The sequence below is a fragment of the Sorangium sp. So ce302 genome, from assembly GCF_051530145.1.
GTDB lineage: Bacteria > Myxococcota_A > Polyangia > Polyangiales > Polyangiaceae > Sorangium > Sorangium cellulosum_B.
Genome location: NZ_CP150326.1, coordinates 1,649,504 through 1,665,452 on the forward strand (window position 1 = coordinate 1,649,504; position 15,949 = coordinate 1,665,452).

The window sequence follows — 15,949 nt, forward strand, 5'->3', positions numbered from 1 at the left end:
CAGTAAACTCTACTGCGAGGGAGACTCGAAGGCAGACAACTTTTGGCGGAGCCGCCCGAGGTCGGCCTCGAAGCGCCGCTCGCCGGACAGGTCGCGGGTCTCCCGGGGATCGCTCCCGAGATCGAACAGGAGCAGCCGGTCCCGCTTCTTCCGCTGGATCACGAGGAGCTTGAGCTGCCCGTCGACGACCGCGGCGCGGCGCGCCGTGCGCGCGAACACCGGTCCCCGGGGCGCGCGCTCGGTGCCGGCGGCGATCGCGGCCAGAGAGGCGCCTTCGACGGCCGTGGCCTCCGCGCCGCCGACGTCGAGGACGGTGGGCGCGATGTCGACCGTGCTCACCGGATGGGGGTAGCGGCCAGGCGCGGCGCCGGGGAGGGCGATGACGAGGGGGACGCGGATCGCCTCCTCGTAGAGCTCGACGCCGTGCCCCACGGGGCCGTGCTCGCCGAGCCCCTCGCCCTGCGAGCCGTGGACGATGACCGCCGTGCGGCCGGCGCGGGGGCCCCTCGCCACGGCGTCGAGCAGGGCGCCGAGCTGCCGGTCGACGTAGGCGATCTCGCCGTCGTAGGCGGCGGTCCTGCCGGCGCCGAAGCGGATGCCGGGGTGGGCGAGGTAGCGCTCGTGGGCGTCGAAGAGGTGGAGCCAGAGGAAGATCGGCTGGGTGCGCTGGGCAACCCCCTCGAGGAGCTCGATGGCCTTCTCGACCGCGAGGTGGCCTGTCGCCTCGCGCTCCGGGTGGGCGTCGCCGTAGACGGTCTCGAAGCGGTCGAACCCTTGATCGAAGCCGCGCTCCTGGCTGATCCACGTGAACGAGCTGACCGCGGCGGTGAGGTAGCCGGCGCGCTTCATGCGCTCCGCGAGGGTGTCGTTCTCGGGCAGCAGCGTGGGCCACTCGCGGCGGTCGCGCGCCGCTCGGTTGAGGCGGCGGCCGGTGACGAGCGGCGAGATGGCCCGCTGCGTCTCGCTCGAGGCGGCGTAGGCGCGCTCGAACAGCACGCCGCGGGCCGCGAGCTCGGCGAGCCGCGGGCTGGTGTCGCGGCCGTAGCCGTAGGCCGACGTGTGATCGGCGCGGACCGTGTCGAGCGTGACGAGGAGGACGTCGGGGCGCGTCGGCGCGGCGGCGGGCGCGGGGGACGCAGGCGTGGTCCCGGCGGGAGTGATGGTCTTGGTCAGGACGGCCGGGATGACCGCGCCGCCCTCGTCGCGCCCGGCGGGCGTGGAGGCGGCGCGCACGTGCGCGGCCGTCGTGGCGCCGGCAGGAGCGGCCGTCGTGGCGCCGGCAGGAGCGGCCGTCGTGGCGCCGGCAGCGGTGGCAGGTGGGGCGCCGGCGGCCGCGGTCGTCAGCGCGCCGGCAGGCGAGCCCGCGACGGCCCTGGCGGGCAGGGGGGCGGCGCCCTCGTGGGCCCCGTCGCTGCAGTCCTGATCGATGCCGTCGCCCGGCGTTTCCGGCGCGCCGTGATACCGGGTGGGATCACCCTCGTCGCAGTCGAGGCCGCCGAAGTGCGAGCCCATCCCGTCGCCGTCGCGGTCGGTCCACTGCTCGAGCGCGCTGAAGAGGGTGGCCGCGAGCCCGCCGCCGGCGCGCACGGCCTGGCCGAGCGGGGGGAACGACTCGATCCGGGCGGTCGCGGTCATGAGGACCAGGGCGGCGAGCGGGACGCCCGCGACGCCGGCGATGCGGCCGACGGCCGCGCTGAGGTCGACGCTCGAGACGAGCGCGGTCGCCACGAGCGCGATGGCGCCGTCGACGATGGCGGCGCGCACGGCGGCCCCGGCGTCGCCGGTCGTGCTGGCCGCGTGGGCGGCGAGCGGAGCGAGCGCGGCGACGAGGGGCACGACGCCGATGGCCGTGCCGGCGACGGCGAGGAGCCACGGCTTCACGCCGCGGGCGGCGAGGCGATCGCCGAGCGCGACGAGGCGCTGGGTGACGAGCGCCGCGGCCACGGCGCCGGCGAGGCCGAGGACGCCGAAGGTCGCGCCGGCGAGGCCTCGGTGGTGGGTCGTCGCCTTGAGGAGGGCGGCGAGCGCGGCGAGCACCGGGAAGGCGACGCCGATCCAGAGCGCGACACGGAGGACGGCGAGCCGCTCGCCGCCCGTGCCGACGATGCCGCGGAAGCCGCGGCCGGCCGCGCGCGAGAGGATGAGCGCGAGCGTGACGAGCGGGAGCAGGACGGCGGTGCCGACGAGGAGCCCGTCGAGGAAGGACGCGCCGGCGCGGGCGGTGCGGAGCGCGGTCGGCACGGCGGAGAGCGAGGCGACGCCGAGGCCGAGCACGCAGGCCTCGCCGAGGCGGGTCGTCCAGGCGCTGCGGCGCGGCGGGGGAGGGGCCGACCGCCCCGGCGGGGGGACGGACCGCCCCGGCGGCGCGCTCTGCCGGGCGGGCGGGCCGCTCGGCGATCGCGGCGGGACGCTGTCATGAGAGCCGGCGGCGCTCGGCGGCGGCGGGGGACCTGGTTCGGCGGTGATCATGGGCACGCAGGGGGGGAGGGCCGCATGGGCGCCTCGCGAGGGCCTGTCGCGCCTGGCCGCGAGGTCGTGCGCCCTGGAGAACGGGGCCTACCATCGGTGTACCGGGCCGCAAAGTATCCTGCGGGAGCGGACGAGCCGGGGGCGCCGGCGGCCGCAACCCGGAAGCGGCGCGCTCGCAGTCGAGGCTGCGCCACGCGAGGCTGGCAAGACGGCTGCACGGATGCGCCAGGGGCCTGCGCGGCGCCTGGCACGTGCCCGCTGGCGGGCTCCGCGCGGGTACGGCACGATGGTGGAGCCGTGTCGCTCCCCGCGCGCAAGCTCGCCACGATCGCGGATCTGCTGGCCGTCCCCGAGGCGCAGCGCTTCCACGAGATCATCGACGGCGAGCTCGTGCCGAAGGCGATGCCTTCGCCGAAGCACGGCGGCGCCCAGGCATCGCTCGCCGGGATCGTGTTCCGCCCCTACAACCGGCGGCCTGGCGGTCGCTGGCCAGGAGGGTGGTGGTTCGCCACCGAGGTCGAGGTGCAGCTGGAGGAGCACGAGGTCTACCGCCCCGACGTGGCGGGCTGGCGGCGTGAGCGCCTCCCCGAGCTGCCCGAGAAGACGCCGATCCTCGTGCGGCCCGACTGGGTTTGCGAGGTGCTGAGCCCCTCGAACACGCGCAATGATCTCGTGAAGAAGATGCGCACATACCACCGGTGCAAGGTGCCGCACTACTGGATCGTGGATCCGATGAACGAGGTGCTCACCGTGCATCGCTGGATGGATGACGGGTATCTGAACGTGCTCACGGCAGAGCGGGGCGAGCGCGTCAGCGCAGAGCCGTTCGACGCGATCACGTGGTCCGTTGGGGCGCTCTTCGGAGACGATCCGGACGAGGAGTAGAGCGGCGTCTCGCCGAGACGGGGCAGCGCGCGGTCGCGCAGAGCGCCCTCGACGGCGCGCCCCTCCCGGGCTGGTCAGGCCTGAGGCCGAGCCGCGGGGGCGCCCGGACGCCCGCGCATCGGCAGTCCGCTGGACCAGCCCCTCGCCATGCCCTGCACCATGGCCTCGTAGTCGGTCGCCTTGCTCCTGCGATCCCTTGCCTCGCAGAGCGCAGGATCGGTCGCGAACAGCGAGCGCGCCAGGTCGCGGGCGCCCGCGTTGATCGCGGCGTTCTTGGCGTGGCGGCGCTTCGTGAAGGCGGTGAACGCCTCCTCGAGGGAGGCCGCGCTGCCCAGGCAGTCGGCCAGGTGCCAGGCGTCCTCGAGGGCCTGACTGGCGCCTTGGCCCGACGTGGGCAGCGCCGCGTGCGCGGCGTCGCCGATCAGCAAGACGTTGTCTCGATGCCACGTATCGATGGGATCGTGATCGTGGACGTAGATCTTGTTCATGCGCTCGGGGGGCGTCTCCTCGATCAATTCCGGTATCGGGCTCGGCCACCCGCGGAAGAGGGCGCGGAGCTCGGTCCGGTAATCTGCTGGCTCCTTGCCCCGAGCTTCTGGGCAGGCCGCGGCGCCGGCCCAGTACGCCTTCGACCGAGATACGGGCACGACGCCGAAGCGCACGCCGACACCCCAGCAGTCCATCACCTCGATCTGCGATTCCGAAAACACCGCGCGATCGCTCTCGAACGTGCCAAGCCAGTTGACGAAGCCCTGATATCTCGGGCGATTGTCGCCGTGCACGAACGCCCTCGCGACCGATCTCATCCGCCCGTCCGCTCCGAGGATCACGTCCGCCGCGACGGTCGCTCCGTTCGCGAAGTGAACGCTCGCCGAGCCGGCGGCCGAGGGCTCGATGCGATCGGCGGCGTGCCCATACCGCACGTGGATACCCAGCTCGGTGACGCGCGACAGCAGCGCCGCCTGGAGCTCTCTCCTCAGCACCGAGAGGCTCGGGGATCCCATGAGCTGGTCCAGCTTCCGGATGTCCAGCGCGCCGAGCTCCTCGCCGGTCCACGAGACCCTCCGCATCCGGGTCGGGCGCCCCGCCAGCCTGGCGACCGATTCCAGGAGCCCGAGCTCCTGGAGCACGAACGAGGCGTTTGGCCAGCAGACGATCCCCGCGCCGATGTCCGTCGGCGCAGCGTGTCGCTCGAAGACCTCGACCTCGAACCCCCGTCCGGCGAGGGCGATCGCCGCGCTCAACCCGGCGAGCCCGCCTCCAAGAACCGCACTCCTCAACATGAACCTTCCCGTGCTCTCTCGTGGTCTCCCTGCGACCACGACCCTTCCAACGACGCTGCCGGGCGTTCCCTACCACATGCCCCGCGCGCCGCACGCGGGGCCGTTCCGAGGCCTGCGTCCTCGGTGACGCGTCATGTTCTCGGCGCCGGCCGCAGGGGAGGCCGACGGCGCGGTCGTCAAGGCGGCTCCGCTCTCCGGGATCGACGAGCTCACCTGGCACGCGCGCTCAGTTGACCCTCAGTTGACCGATGACCGACGCTCCTTGCGCGACGCAAGCTGTCGCTAGACGATGTCTTCTATGCGATATTCCACATCGGTTATCGCGTCTGCCACATGACGGGTGTGATGCGGCGCCGGCACGAGCTCGCTGAGATCTTCGATAGCGTGCTCTCCGTCTTCAGAGCGTACCGAGGCGCCGACGAGAACCGGTATCCCGCGCCGGCCTTCAGCCCGCTGTCCACCGTCGCGACGCCGGCGCTGGCCGCCTGCGAGGGCACGAGGACCCTCCTGCGGAGGCGTCGCCGGCGGATGGCGGTGGAGAGCGCGGAGGCTTCGGAGGTTCGCTGATCCGAGGAAGCTCGGGCCACCGCGGCTGAGCGGCGGCTCGTCGGCGGGCGCGGAACCCGCTTGACGCTCGTCTCGCCCGCAAGCTATGTTCCCCGCATGCCCCGCGCGCTCCCCGCGTCCTGCGCTCGCCGCCGCTCCGAGGCCTGCGTCCTCGGCGGCGCGTCGCGCTCGGCCGCCGAGGTGGGTTCGTGCGTGGCAGGGCTGCGCTGGTGGCGCTGGTGCTCTACCAAGGCGGGCCCTTACCCCGGGTAACGCGCCTCCCTGCAGGGAGGACGACCTGAAGGAAAGAAGAAAGAGGGCCCGCCGAACAACGGTGGGCCTTTTCGCTTTTGTCCGCTATGCAGGGCGCCGCAGCGCGACGCCCGAGTCCCGAGGATCCGTGTCTGCCAGAACAGCCGTGAAGATGAGGAGAGAACCATGATGCATGCAGTCATCGATGCGCTCTGCGCCGGCGTCGACCTCTCCGCGGAGCAGACCGAGGCGCTGTTCCGCGACCTGATCGCCGGGGCGCTGACGGAGATCGAGCTCTCCGCGCTGTTCGTGGCGCTCAAGGCGAAGGGCGAGACCCCCGCCGAGATCGCGGGCGCGGCGCGCGCGCTCCGGGGGACGTCGGTGCCGTTCGCGCGGCCGGCTTATGTCTATGCCGACTGCTGCGGCACCGGCGGAGACGGGCAGTCCACCGTGAACGTGTCGACGGCCGTCGCCTTCGTCGCGGCCGAAGCAGGCCTGCCGGTCGCCAAGCACGGCAACCGCTCGGTCTCCTCCCAGTGCGGCTCCGCCGACGCGCTCGAGGCGCTCGGCGCCCGGCTCGACCCGCCGGCCGAGGTCTCGCGCCGCGCCCTCGATGAGGTCGGCTTCTGCTTCCTCTTCGCGCCGCAGTACCACGCCGGGCTCCGCCACGCGATGCCCGTGCGCCGCGCCCTCAAGGTGCGCACGATCATGAACCTGCTCGGCCCCCTCGTGAACCCGAGCGCGCCGCCGATCCAGGTGATGGGCATCTACGATCCGGAGCTCGTCACCCACGCCGCGCGCACGCTCGGCATGCTCGGGTGCCAGGCCGCGCTCGTCGTCCACGGCGGGGGGCTCGACGAGGTCGCCCTGCACGCCCCGACGCGCGCGGCCCGGCTCCGCGATGGGGTCGTCGAGGAGCTCTTGATCGACCCGGCCGACGCGGGGGTCGCGCCGGCGCCGATCGAGGCGCTCCGGGGCGCCGGCCCGGCGGCGAACGCGGCGTGGCTCCGCGACCTGCTCGCCGGGCGCGGCGCGCCCGCGCACCGCGACGCCGTCGCGATCAACGCCGGCGCGCTGCTCTGGATCGCCGGGCGCGCCGAGGGGCTGCGGGAGGGGACGGCCCTGGCGCTCGAGGCGCTGGGCTCCGGGCGCGCGGCGGAGCGGCTCACGCGCTTCGTGGCGCTGAGCCGGGACGGGGCCCAGGAAGCGCGGAAGGAGGCGAAACATGGCTGAGCAGGGCAATGTGCTCGCGCGCATCGTGGAGCGGAAGCGGGCGGACGTGGCGGAGCGCGAGCGGCGGACCCCGCTCGCCGGCCTTCGGGCGAACGCGCCGCCCACCTCGCGGAGCCTCCGGCGCGCGCTCTCCGCGCCTGGCGCGCGGTTCGTCCTGGAGTGCAAGAAGGCCTCTCCGTCCGAGGGCCTCATCCGGCCGGATTTCGACCCGCACGCCGTCGCCGCCGCATACTACGGCGTCGCCGACGCCGTGAGCGTGCTGACCGACGAGCCCTTCTTCCAGGGTAGCTTCGAGATCCTCCAGGCCGTGCGCGCGGTCGTGGACGTCCCGATCCTCTGCAAGGACTTCGTCGTGACGCCCTACCAGGTGATCGAGGCGCGGGCGAACGGCGCGGACGCGATCCTGCTCATGCTGTCGGTGCTGGACGACGCGACCGCGCTCCTGTGCCTGGGCGCCGCCGAGGCGCTCGGCATGGACTGCCTCGTCGAGGTCCACGACGAGGCGGAGCTCGAGCGCGCGCTCGCGCTGCCCGCGCCCGTGATCGGCATCAACAACCGCGATCTCAAGACGCTCAAGGTCGATCTCGCCGTCTCGGAGCGGCTCGCCCCGCGCGTGCCGCGCGATCGCATCGTCATCGCGGAGTCGGGCGTCGAGTCGCGCGCCCACGTGGAGCGGCTCGCGCCCTCGGTGGACGGGTTCCTCGTCGGCACGTCGCTCATGCGCAGCCCCGACATCGCGGACGCCGCGCGCGCGCTGGTGACCGGCAGGGTGAAGATCTGCGGCCTGACCCGGCCCGGGGACGCGCGCGAGGCGGAGCGGCTCGGGGCCCGCTTCGGCGGCCTCGTCTTCGCCGAGAGCTCGCCGCGGCGGGTGACGCGCGAGCAGGCCGAGATCCTGGTCGCCACGGCCGCGGGGCTGCCCTTCGTCGGCGTTTTCCTCAATCAATCCGTGGATTTCGTCGCCGATACGGCGCGGGCGATCGGGCTGCGCGCCGTGCAGCTCCACGGCGACGAGGACGCCGCGTTCATCGAGGCGCTGCGGCGCACGCTCCCCGAGGGGTGCGAGGTCTGGAAGGCGGTCCCGATGGCGCCGTCCGGGGAGGCCGCCGGCGCGGCGGCCGCCGCGGGCGCGGCCGGGGAGCAGGGCGCGGGCGCGGAGGTCGAGCGCAGCGCCGATCGGCTGGTCTTCGACACGCGCACGGCGGAGGCGCGCGGAGGCACGGGGCGGACGTTCGCCTGGAGCGCGATCGACGGCCACCCGGCGCGCGCCCGGAGCCTGCTCGCGGGCGGGCTGAACCCGGACAACATCGCCGCGGCGCGCCGGGTCGGGACGTGGGGGCTCGACGTCGCGTCGGGCGTCGAGCGCGCGCCCGGCGAGAAGTGCGCCGACCTGCTCGTGCGCCTGTTCGACAGCGCGCGCGGCCCGTCGCGCCACGACCATGACCCCGCGGCCCCGGCGGACCGCGCCTCCCCCTGACGGCAGCTCTCACGACGCACAACGCACAACGCACCACCGACGATCGAGGCAATCACATGCAGCAAAGCGGCCGCTTCGGCGCCTTTGGCGGCGCCTATGTCCCGGAGATCCTCGTGCCCGCGCTCGAGCAGCTCGAGCGCGCGTACCTGGAGGCGCGCGGCGATCCGTCGTTCGCGGCGGAGTTCGACGCCTTGCTGACGACCTACGCGGGGCGACCGACGCCGCTCACCCTGTGCCGCAACCTGACCGGCGATCCGCGCGTGAAGCTGTACCTCAAGCGCGAGGACCTGCTCCACGGCGGCGCGCACAAGACGAACCAGGCGCTCGGCCAGGGGCTGCTCGCGCGGCGCATGGGCAAGCGGCGGCTCATCGCCGAGACCGGGGCCGGCCAGCACGGCGTCGCGACCGCCATGATCGGGGCCCTGCTCGGCATGCCCACGCGCATCTACATGGGCGCGAAGGACGTCGAGCGGCAGCGGCTCAACGTCTTCCGGATGCGCCTCATGGGGGCCGAGGTGGTGCCCGTGACCTCGGGCTCGCAGACGCTGAAGGACGCCCTCAACGAGGCGCTTCGCTACTGGACCGAGAGCTACGAGGACACGCATTACCTGATCGGGACGGTCGCCGGGCCTCACCCGTTCCCCACGATCGTGCGCGATTTCCAGTGGGTGATCGGCCGCGAGGCGCGCGCCCAGATCCTGGAGGCCGAGGGGCGCTTGCCCGATGCGGTGGTCGCGTGTGTGGGCGGCGGCAGCAACGCCATGGGGATCTTCTCCGAGTTCATCCCGGACAAGGACGTGGCGCTCGTCGGCGTGGAGCCCGCCGGCCACGGCCTGTCGACCGCCATGCACGGGGCGACGCTCCTCAAGGGCCGCCCGGGGGTGCTGCACGGGTCGGAGACCTACATCCTCCAGGACGAGCACGGACAGGTCGCCGAGACGCACTCGGTCTCGGCGGGGCTCGACTACCCCGGCGTCGGGCCGGAGCACGCGCACCTCATGACGTCGGGCCGGGCGACGTACGTCGCGGCGACCGACGACGAGGCGCTCGACGCGTTCCAGCGGCTCGCGCGCAGCGAGGGCATCATCCCGGCGTTCGAGTCGGCGCACGCGATCGCGCACGCGCTGAAGATGGTGGCGGAGGCGGCGCAGGCAGGGCGCGAGACGGTGCTCGTCGTGAACCTGTCGGGCCGCGGAGACAAGGACATGGAGCAGGCGCAAAAGCTGCTCGATCCCGGGAGGTCGACATGAGTCGGGAGACGGTGACGACGCGCTACGATCGCGCATTCGAGCGGCTGCGGCAGCGCGGCGAGGGGGCGTTCATCCCCTTCCTGATGCTGGGGGATCCGGACCTCGCCACGAGCGCGCGGCTGCTGCGCGCGGCCGTGGAGGGCGGCGCGGACGCGATCGAGGTCGGGATCCCGTTCTCGGATCCGATCGCGGACGGCCCGACGATCCAGGCCGCGGCCGTGCGGGCGCTCGAGGCCGGCGTGAGGCCGGGCGACTGCATCGAGCTCCTGGCGCGGTTCCGGGCGGAGGCGCCGGAGGTGCCGATCGGCATCCTGACGTACGCGAACCTCGTGAAGCACCGCGATCTGGCGGGCTTCTACGCGTCGGTGGCCGCGGCCGGGGTCGACAGCGTGCTCGTCGCCGACGTGCCGGTGAGGGAGTCGGATCCGTACGTGGCGGCGGCGCGCGCCGTGGGGGTGGCGCCGGTGCTGATCGCGCCGCTGAACGCCTCGGAGGCCACGCTGCAGCGGCTCGCGGAGCGGTGCAGCGCGTACACGTACTGCGTGACGCGCAAGGGCGTGACGGGGGCGGACGAGCAGCTGCGCCTGGGCCACGGGGCGCTCTTCGAGACGCTGCGCCGGTTCGGCGCGCCGCCCGCGATCCTGGGGTTCGGCATCTCGAAGCCCGAGCACGTGCGCGACGCCCTCGCCGCCGGGGCGTTCGGCGTGGTCAGCGGGTCCGCGGTCGTGCAGCGGGTCTCGGCGAACCTCGGTGATCCCGAGGCGGCCGCGCGCGCCGTCGCGAGCTTCGTCCGCGAGATGAAGGCGGCGACGGCGCGCTGAGCGCGCCGGGTTCCACCCGCCGAGCCGGCCAGGTTCGCGGCGGAGCGCCGTCGCTACCGCGCCCTGCGTGGTTCGCCTTTCGGGCGGCGAGCCGAGCTCACAGGCACGTGACGTCGCACAGCCTCTCCGAGAGCGCGATGCAGCCCTCGTCCCACCCGATCGTGCAGCAGAAGCTGTCTCCGTCCTCTCCGCACACGGTCTCGACGCAGCTGTTGCAGGTCGCGTCGAGGGGCGCGCCCTCCTCGCAGAGGTCGTGGGCGCACCCGCAGGCCCGCCCGCAGGCGGCGGTGAGGCCGGCGACGCAGTGGGTGTCCCAGTTGCTCATGCAGCACGCCGGGTCCTCCGCGCACAGCTCGGTCACGCACGGGTCGCAGGCCATGAGGAGGGGCGCTCCTTCCTCGCAGAGGTCGTGGCTGCACTCGGCCGGCGGGCACACGCCGCAGTCGGTGGCGCACGCCTGGCAGTTCTCCCTGTCGGGCTCGCACACGCCGTCACCGCAGACCGGCGGGCACACGCCGCAGTCGTCGGCGCACGAATCGCACGTCTCGCCGGTGTCACACCGCAGATCGCCGCACGCCGACGCCCCACCCTCGCCGCCGCCGCCGGCGGCGTCGCCGCCGCCCGTCGAAGCGCTGCTCGCCGAGGCGCTGCTCACCGAGCCGCCGCCGGCCCCGTCGCCGCCGCCGCCGCCGCCCGCCGAGGCGCTGCTCGTCGAGGCGCTGCTCGTCGAGGCGCTGCTCGTCGAGCCGCCTTGCCCGCCCGCTCCGCCGCCGCCCGTGGCATCGCCGCCAGCCGAGGCGCTGCTCGTCGAGCCGCCTTGCCCGCCCGCTCCGCCGCCGCCCGTGGCATCGCCGCCCGCCGAGGCGCTGCTCGTCGAGCCGCCTTGCCCGCCCTCTCCGCCGCCGCCCGTGGCATCGCCGCCAGCCGAGGCGCTGCTCGTCGAGCCGCCTTGCCCGCCCTCTCCGCCGCTGCCCGCCGATCCGCCGGCCCCACCTTGCCCGCCGGACCCGCCGGCGCCGGACGTGCTCGCCGCGCTGCTCGGCGCGGCGCTCTCGTCGTCGCCGCAGCCGACGATCGTGAGGGTCGATGTCAGAGCGAGCAAAGCACACATGCGGAGTGAACGGTTCATCAGGGGAGCCTCGTTATCATCATGCGTTGGGAGCCGCCTCGCGCGCGTCGCGCGCGAGGCCGCCTGTCAAAAGAGCCCCACGGAGAAGTGGAGTGCACCGTCGATCTCATCCAGCTCGTCGCGCGGATCCAGGTTGAAGCCGTAGTCGAAGGCGAGGGGGCCGATGGGCGTGTTCACCCGCAGGCCGGCGCCGAGCCCGTAACGCAAGAGCCGCGGATCGAGGTTGACGTTCCTCGCCCTGATCCAGAGGTTGCCCGCGTCGAGGAAGAGCCCGAGCTGGAGCAGATCCGTCAGCGGAATGCGCAGCTCGGCGCGGGGGTTCACCATCACCGTCCCGCCGCGCGGGATATCGTCGGTCGATACCTCGGCGTCCCCGCCCAGCGCCTTTCTCGCCTCCTCGAGCCCGTCCTCAGGATACAGCGACTCGGCCAGATGGGAACGGAGCGAGTCGACGCCGCCGAGGAAGAACAGGCGATCCGGGTACGTCCCGCTCTCGGCCACGAGCGGCTGAATATACCCTCCGGACAGGCTCAGGGCGAGGGTGAGCCGCGACCGCGGCGCGAGGGGGATATAGCCCGACACACGGCCCGTGAATCGCAGGAAGTGGCTCTCGGGGAAGCTCGATTGGGCCCGGACCGAGGCGAAGGCGTCGAAGGCGTCGACGTGCTCGACGCCGCCGGAGAGGAGGAAGCCCCGGGTCGCGGCGAAGGGGGTGTCCCGCGTGTCCCAGGACGCGTCGATCCGCTGCGCCAGGGCGATCGTCTCGCCCTCGGGCATGCGCAGCTGGTCGAGGATATCCCGCTTGTCGGCGCCGACGGCGCCGGGGAAGAAGCCGACTTTGTTCAGCTCTGTCGACAGGGCGAGCTGCGTCGTGACGGCGCGCCGCGGGCGGTAGGTGATCGCGGGGATGATCGCCGTCTTCGTGACGCCGAAATCCAGCTGGTTGTCGCGCACGTTGATGCCCGCGAGCGACATGCTGACGAGCGGCCCGAGGCCGATGTCCGGGAGCGTGACCGAGACCGCGATGCGGCGCTCCAGCTGGTCGTCGATCTGGAGCTCCTCGTAGTGGCGGCTCGCCGCCTTGTCGACGATCATGAACTCGAACAGGTAGCTGAGCTGGACGCCCATCGTGAGGCCGATGGCGAGGCCGCCGATGTTGCGGTGTCCGTACTCGAAGGCGAGGCGCGCGCCCTCGCCGGTCGAGAACCCGATCTGCGGGTTGAGGTACTGCGGCAGCTGCTCGACCACGTGGATGACGACCCGCTTGTTCTTCTGCGGGACGTCGGGATCCTCGAGCGATATCGACACGCTGGAGAACGGGCCGAGCGCGGCGATGCGCTCCTCGCTCAGGCGGGCCTGCGACTGGCGGAACGGCGCGCCCTCGCGGAGCAGCACGCGGCGGAGGATCAGCTGCTCGTCGGTCCGGACGGCGCCCTTGACGACGATGCCGGTGACGAACACCCGATCTCGCTCCGAGACGATGAACCGCGCGCGGGCGCGCGTGCGGTCGGGCGAGGGCTCGATGGCCGTGCGGACCTCGGCGAACGCGTAGCCCAGGTCGCGGTAAGCATCCATGATGCGCAGCCGCGCGGCGTCGAGCGCGAGCGTCGAGAGGGGCTGTCCGACCTTCAGATCGACGAGGTCGCTGAGCCAGCGCTCGCTGAACGGCCGCTCCTCGGCGCAGAGGGCGCGGTCGCGCTCGCTCAGGCCGGCCTGGCCGCAGAAGCCCTTGTTCCCCTCGAAGGCGAGATCGTAGAGCTGGGTCTGCGGGCCGGGGTGGACCGGAATGCGGAGCGTCACCTCGGGGGAGCACGCGATGTGCCGGGCGGCGTCGGGGCGGCACGTGAGGGCGGCGGGGACGGGCGGCTCGGGGAGGGGCAGCCCTTGCGCGTCGGTGAGGCACTGGGCCGTGACGCGCTCGGCGACCGGCTCGGGGATGCAGGCGCCCGGCGGGGAGCGGCGCGAGCAGGTGGCGCGGAGCACCGAGACCGGGCCGACGACGGCGTTCAGGTAGCCCTTGCTGAAGTAGAGATCGCGAAGGTGCTTGAGGGCGCGCTCGTAGGTCTCCTGCGCGTACGTCATCGAGGGGATGAGCTCGATCGGCCTGGCCCGGCTGCCGGCGCCGCGGGTCGGGCCGAAGAGGTCCGAGATGCCTCGCGGGTCGGGCATCGCGAAGGGGTCGGCGCCGGGCAGGTCCTCCTCGAGAAAGCTCTCGATCTCGCGGCCGAGGTCGTCCGGGCTGAGGTCGCCCGTGAGGCAGGGGAAGACGCGCTTCGTGACCCGCACCTGGTCGTGCTCGCGGACGGTGAAGGTCAGGTAACGGACCGCATCGTCGGGCTTGCCGCCCAGCGAGGGGGTGACCTCGGCGTCGAGGAAGCCGCGCTCGACGTAGAACGCGCGGAGCCGATCGGTGAGATCGTTCGTCTTCGTCTCGGTCGTCTCGCCGAGATCGAGCGCGGCCTCGAGGGCGTCGTCGTCGAAGGCGCGGTTGCCGTCGAAGGCGGGGACGATGCGCGCGCCGGGCTCGAGGTAGACGTAGAGGTAGTTGTGCGGGCCGACCGCGAGCACGCGGTGGGAGACCTCGGCGTCGTGAAAGCCGCTCCGGCGGAGCAGCTCGGCCATCTCGCGGTCGGCCTCGGCGAGGGCGGGCTCGTCGACGCGGGCGCCGACGCCGAGGCCGTAGCTCTGCTTGAGCGAGCCGAGCTCCCGGTCCGCGCGCGGCGCCACGACGAAGACGCGCTCCGAGACGACGCGCGGGGCGCCGGCCTCGATGTCGAGGGCGAGGACGACCTGGGAGGGCTCGTCGGTGTCGACGGCGCGGACCGTGACGGCGGCCGCGGGGTAGCCGTGCAGCGCGTAGAACGCGCGGATGCGGGGGCTGACCTCGGCCAGCGTGGCCGCGGTGATCTCGCCGCCCTCGGCGATGCCGGCGGCCTCGAGGGTGTCCTGCCGGTCGAGCGCGCCGCCGGTGATCTGGACGGTGGCGATGCTCCGGCGGGGGACGACGAAGATCCGGAGCGCGGCGCCGTCCGGCACGAGGTACGCCTCGGCCGACGCGCGGGCGAAGTTGCCGGAGGCGAGCAGCTCGCGCATGGCGCGGCGCGCGGCGTCGGGGCTGAGCGGCTCGCCGAGGTCGACGCTGGTGACCGGCGACACGATCTGCCATCGGTCGCCCTGCGCGGTGACATCGATGCGGACGATCGGCTTGCCGACGAGCTCTCCCAGGGCCAGCGGCTGGCCGAGCGACGGCACGTCGGTGGCCTGGGTGCCGGCCTCGCCCGAAGGCACGGCCCGTGCCGCAGGGTTGACAGAGTCGACAGGGTCGAGGCTGGCCTGACCGGGGTTGAGGCTGGCCTGACCGGGGTTGGGGCTGGCCTGACCGGGGTTGGGGCTGGCCTGACCGGGGTTGGGGCTGGCCTGACCGGGGTTGGGGCTGGCCTGACCGGGGTTGGGGTTGGCCTGACCGGGGTTGAGGCTGGCCTGACCGGGGTTGGGGTTGGCCTGAGCCGGACGTGCGGGGGTCGGGTCGGCGTGCGCCGGGATGGCGATCGCGCCGAGCGGCAAAAAGCCGAGCAGAAGGGGAATGAGGGTGGAACGGAAGCGAGCCATCAGGCGCGGAGCGCCGGGGGACGAAACGGAAATGAACCGGCGCCGGCGTGCACGACGGACGCAGCGTAGCCCGGTTGGGCGCTGGATGGGCAAGAGGCCGCCCGCGAGGCCCCGATGTGCGAGACGTGGGGCTCTCGGCGGGCAGAGCTCGTGCTAGCGTCGCCGCCCGTGCGAGGCACCGGATGAAGGACCTGGCGATGCTCGTCGGCGCCGTGGCGCATGACGCCAAGGTGGTGACGCTGTGGGAGAGCCTGCGCGAGCACTTCCGCGAACATGGAATCCTGATTGATTTCGCGCTGTTCTCTACCTACGAGCGCCAGGTCGAGTCGCTGATCCGCGGGCACATCGACGTCGCCTGGAACAGCGCCGTCGCGCACGTGCGGGTGAAGCGGCAGACCGAGGGCCGGTCCCGCTCGCTCGCGATGCGCGAGATCGATCGCGACTTCCACAGCAAGCTGCTCGTCCGCCGCGACGCCGCCGTCGGGGCGCTCAGCGATCTGGAGGGCAAGGCGCTCGCTGTCGGGAGCGTCGACTCGGCGCACGCGCGCATCCTGCCGCTCCACTTCCTCCGGCAGGCGGGCGTGGCCGTGGAGAAGATCCAGCTCATGCCGTTCGAGGTGGACGTCGGCAAGCACGGGGACACCGCGACGAGCGAGGTCCAGGCGCTCGCGGCGCTGCACGAGGGCAAGGCGCAGGCGGCGGCGGTCGGGGACGCGGTGTGGCTCGCCGAGCAGGCGAACGGCCACATCGACCTCCGCCGGGTCGACGTCCTCTGGACCACGCCGGCCTACGATTTCGCGATGTTCGACGCGCTGCCGGCGCTGCCCGAGGCGAAGGCCGAGGCGTTCCAGCGCGCGCTGCTCAGCATGACCTGGAAGAACCCGAAGCACCGGCGCATCTTCGAGCTCATGGGCCACAAGCAGTGGGTCTCCGGCCGCGACGACCGGTACGGCGCCCTCGACGCGGCGCTCGCCGCGGCCACCTGACGGCCGCGG

At 73.4% G+C, this 15,949-nt stretch carries 11 protein-coding genes; 7 read left to right on the top strand and 4 right to left on the bottom strand.

The window, feature by feature from the left end; genetic code table 11:
• Positions 1–9 precede the first annotated feature (9 nt).
• Positions 10–2,469, bottom strand: a complete 2,460-nt coding sequence (locus WME73_RS06335) for a sulfatase-like hydrolase/transferase (protein ID WP_437915088.1) — start codon at positions 2,467–2,469, stop codon at positions 10–12.
• A 297-nt stretch (positions 2,470–2,766) separates the two neighbouring features.
• Here WME73_RS06335 and WME73_RS06340 point away from each other — a divergent pair, with 297 nt between their 5' ends.
• Positions 2,767–3,354 carry a Uma2 family endonuclease gene (locus tag WME73_RS06340; protein WP_437915089.1) on the top strand — a complete coding sequence of 196 codons (588 nt, stop codon included), beginning with the start codon at positions 2,767–2,769 and terminating at the stop codon, positions 3,352–3,354.
• A gap of 74 nt (positions 3,355–3,428) precedes the next feature.
• Here the strand turns inward: WME73_RS06340 and WME73_RS06345 are convergent, their stop codons facing one another.
• Positions 3,429–4,637 carry an FAD-dependent monooxygenase gene (locus WME73_RS06345; protein WP_437915090.1) on the bottom strand — a complete coding sequence of 403 codons (1,209 nt, stop codon included), beginning with the start codon at positions 4,635–4,637 and terminating at the stop codon, positions 3,429–3,431.
• Between the two features lie 333 nt (positions 4,638–4,970).
• Between WME73_RS06345 and WME73_RS06350 the strand changes: the two genes are divergently transcribed.
• The 5 genes from WME73_RS06350 (at position 4,971) to trpA (ending at position 10,216) form a co-directional block, all read left to right on the top strand.
• Positions 4,971–5,204 carry a hypothetical protein gene (locus WME73_RS06350; RefSeq protein WP_437744590.1) on the top strand — a complete coding sequence of 78 codons (234 nt, stop codon included), beginning with the start codon at positions 4,971–4,973 and terminating at the stop codon, positions 5,202–5,204.
• Positions 5,205–5,624: 420 nt separating this feature from the next.
• Positions 5,625–6,668, top strand: a complete 1,044-nt coding sequence (gene trpD / locus WME73_RS06355; protein WP_044967908.1) for an anthranilate phosphoribosyltransferase — start codon at positions 5,625–5,627, stop codon at positions 6,666–6,668.
• Entirely contained in the window at positions 6,661–8,145 is a 1,485-nt protein-coding gene (gene trpCF, locus WME73_RS06360; RefSeq protein ID WP_437915091.1) for a bifunctional indole-3-glycerol-phosphate synthase TrpC/phosphoribosylanthranilate isomerase TrpF, read from the top strand. Before trpD ends, trpCF begins: the two co-directional genes overlap by 8 nt.
• A gap of 56 nt (positions 8,146–8,201) precedes the next feature.
• Entirely contained in the window at positions 8,202–9,395 is a 1,194-nt protein-coding gene (gene trpB, locus WME73_RS06365; protein ID WP_437744592.1) for a tryptophan synthase subunit beta, read from the top strand.
• Positions 9,392–10,216: a tryptophan synthase subunit alpha gene (gene trpA / locus WME73_RS06370; RefSeq protein ID WP_437867950.1), complete on the top strand. Its 825-nt coding sequence runs from the start codon at positions 9,392–9,394 to the stop codon at positions 10,214–10,216. Before trpB ends, trpA begins: the two co-directional genes overlap by 4 nt.
• A gap of 97 nt (positions 10,217–10,313) precedes the next feature.
• On the opposite strand, the gene WME73_RS06375 is transcribed toward trpA, so the two are convergent.
• Both WME73_RS06375 and WME73_RS06380 read right to left on the bottom strand, forming a co-directional pair.
• Positions 10,314–11,345 (bottom strand): hypothetical protein, encoded by a 1,032-nt coding sequence (locus WME73_RS06375; protein WP_437915092.1) that lies wholly within the window; start codon positions 11,343–11,345, stop codon positions 10,314–10,316.
• A 66-nt stretch (positions 11,346–11,411) separates the two neighbouring features.
• Positions 11,412–14,954, bottom strand: coding sequence for a POTRA domain-containing protein (locus tag WME73_RS06380; protein WP_437915093.1), 3,543 nt, complete (start codon positions 14,952–14,954; stop codon positions 11,412–11,414).
• Positions 14,955–15,136: 182 nt separating this feature from the next.
• Here WME73_RS06380 and WME73_RS06385 point away from each other — a divergent pair, with 182 nt between their 5' ends.
• A complete protein-coding gene (locus WME73_RS06385) occupies positions 15,137–15,940 on the top strand; it encodes a phosphate/phosphite/phosphonate ABC transporter substrate-binding protein (RefSeq protein WP_437744596.1) in 804 nt (267 codons plus the stop codon).
• Positions 15,941–15,949: the final 9 nt, after the last annotated feature.